The following is a 2,473-nucleotide window of genomic DNA, read 5'->3' on the forward strand; positions in this document are numbered from 1 at the left end:
GCGCGGTGCTCGCGGCGGGATTGCGCAAGCGGCCGGGCGGGTTGCTCGGCGCGCTGGCGTGGTCGGCGGTGGGCGCGGGATTGCTCGCCGCGGCGCGGACCCTGCACCGAGATCACGACCGCTTGCGCGACAGCGCGATTCGCAACGTCGGCCCGCTGGGCGGCATCGGGCTGGTGCCGGACGACGGCCTCGACGAGCCCGGCCTCTCGCCGCTGATCACCACGGCGGGCCGGTTCTACGTCGCCGACGTGAACCTGCGCCCGCCGCGCATCGATCCGGACCGCTGGCGGCTCGCCGTCACCGGCATGGTCGCCCACCCGCTGCGGCTTTCGCTGGCCGAATTGGCCGCCGACGCGGTCGAATTCGACGCGGTCATGGTCTGCGTGCACAACCGGGCCGGTCAGGGCAGGGCGGGCAACGCGCGCTGGATGGGCGTGCCGCTGGCGCACCTGCTGAAGCACGCCATTCCGGATCCGGCCGCCACCCGCCTGGTGACCCGCGCCGTCGACGGCTACACCATCTCGCTGCCGGTCGAGCCGCTGCGCACCGGAGAACTGCCGGGCTACCTGGTGATCGGCATGAACGGCGCGCCGCTGCCGCCCGAGCACGGCTTCCCGGCCCGCGTCTTCGTGCCCGGACTCTACGGCCAGTACACCGGCGCGAAATGGCTGTCCGAACTGGAGCTCACCGACGACAGCCACACCGACTACTGGGTGCGCCGCGGGTGGCCGACGGATCTGCTGTGGGTCGAGCCGCACGCCCGGATCGACACCACCGCCCCCGGGCGCACGATCGCGGGCACGCTCACCGTCGCCGGCGTCGCATGGGCCCCGCCGCACGGCGTGGCGGAGGTGGAGCTCAGCGTCGACGACGGCCCTTGGCGCCCGGTCGATCTCGGCACCGAACTGGCGCCCGCCGCCTGGCGTCGCTGGCGCACCACCCTCGAGCTCGTGCCCGGCGCGCACACGCTGCGCGCCCGCGCCACCAGCCGCTCCGGGCAGGTCCAGGAAAGCGCCACCCGCGCGCCGTTCCCGGCCGGCCCAACCGGCATTCACACTATTACCGTGCAGGTCTGAGCGAACGTCGCATCCGGGCGGGATTGCTCCCGCCCGGGTTGGCCGTCCTGCACCGCGCGGCGTCGGTCCGAGTGAGGGTGAGGATCAGCGGGACGGCTTTCGCTGTGAGCTGGCCGACCGGTCCCGTACCGCGCGGTGCAAGGGTCTGGCCGAGCATGACGAGGATGGTTCCCGCTGCCACCTCGCCGACCGATCCCGCGACGCGCGGTGCCTATCTGAGCGCCACATAGACCGGGCGACGGATCAGACCGCCGCCCGGTCGGCCGGCCCACGCCGCCGAACCGGGCCCGAATGCTCCTGTGCCGCAGCGGCTACGGGCGGCCTCACCGGCGCGCGATCGGCTCCTGCAACTCCGTGACCCATCCACTCGGGTCCTGGGTGAATTCCAGCGTCACCTCGCGCGCCGGGCCGTGCGAGCGGTAGCCGTTGGCGTCGATCCACCGGCCGAGCGCCTGCCACGGTTCGAGGACCTCGTCCATGCTGCCGCGGTGCACCACGGTCGCGGCCTGCTCGACCGCGGGCAGATCGATGATCGAGAAGTCTTGTCCCGCTCCTGGTTCCGCGACGACCGGCATTGCGGCGTGCACCAGTACGGAGCCGTCGGGGTGCTCGTCGTAGTAGGCGATGGCGGGCCCGACCGGTTCGACCCCTGCGCGCTCCAGCCGCGCGCACAACTCCTCGAACAGCGGACCCACCACGGGTCCGATCGACTTCGGCTCGAAATCGCCCGCTTCGCCGGTCAATTCGGCGACGCGGACGGCAGGGATGGACTTGACGACCACATCGTGCACGGGCATGGCGCCCTCCTTCTCGATGACGCGGAGTCTCGTCTCGACCTGGACGAGCCGGTCCCGGTCCGCCGCGATGCGCTGCTCCAGTTCCGCGCGGCGCAGGATCAGCATGCCGCGCAGTTCCGCGCCGCTCACCTCGTCGTCGAGGATCCGGCGCACCTGTTCCAGGGTGAAGCCGAGCTCCTTCAGCGCGACGATCCGGTTGAGCCGGGCGAGCTGACCAGCGGCGTAGGACCGGTAGCCGGTTGCCGGGCCGACCACATCGGGCCGCAGTAGCCCGATGCCGTCGTAGTGGCGCAGCATGCGCACCGACACCCGTCCGTGTCTGGCGAAATCTCCGATACTGAACATGACGCCCTCCGGTTTACGGCCTCACACGGTGTCAGGATCAAGAGCCGCGCGCGTTCTCAGAACCGCCCGCCCCGGCTGACCCGCCGCGACCCGCTGGAACCACCGAAGGAGCCGGGCCGGTATCCGCCTCCCGAGCCGTGCCGCATCCCGCCCGCCGCGCCGCGCAGCAAGCCCTCCAGCAGGATGCCGCCGAGCACCGCACCGGCCTGCGCTCCGCCCGATGGCGGCCTGCTCGCCTCCCAGGAGCGCACGCTG

General features: G+C 72.4%; 3 protein-coding genes. 1 reads left to right on the plus strand and 2 read right to left on the minus strand.

The window, feature by feature from the left end; genetic code table 11:
• On the plus strand, positions 1-1,076 hold a 1,076-nt coding region (locus NX1_RS34860; protein WP_068069419.1), incomplete at its 5' end, for a molybdopterin-dependent oxidoreductase.
• Between the two features lie 323 nt (positions 1,077-1,399).
• On the opposite strand, the gene NX1_RS34865 is transcribed toward NX1_RS34860, so the two are convergent.
• On the minus strand, positions 1,400-2,218 hold the full coding sequence (locus tag NX1_RS34865) for a MerR family transcriptional regulator (protein WP_068069422.1): 819 nt from the start codon (positions 2,216-2,218) through the stop codon (positions 1,400-1,402).
• 56 nt (positions 2,219-2,274) lie between these two features.
• Positions 2,275-2,473: hypothetical protein (locus NX1_RS37155; RefSeq protein ID WP_169812339.1), on the minus strand; the 199-nt coding region annotated here is incomplete at its 5' end.

Source organism: Nocardia xishanensis NBRC 101358 (assembly GCF_001613365.1).
Taxonomy (GTDB): Bacteria; Actinomycetota; Actinomycetes; order Mycobacteriales; family Mycobacteriaceae; genus Nocardia; species Nocardia xishanensis.

Excerpts from the sequence above, each read along its gene's own strand:
- NX1_RS34865 (WP_068069422.1), bottom strand. The coding sequence starts at position 2,218 with ATGTTCAGTATCGGAGATTTCGCCAGACACGGACGGGTGTCGGTGCGC.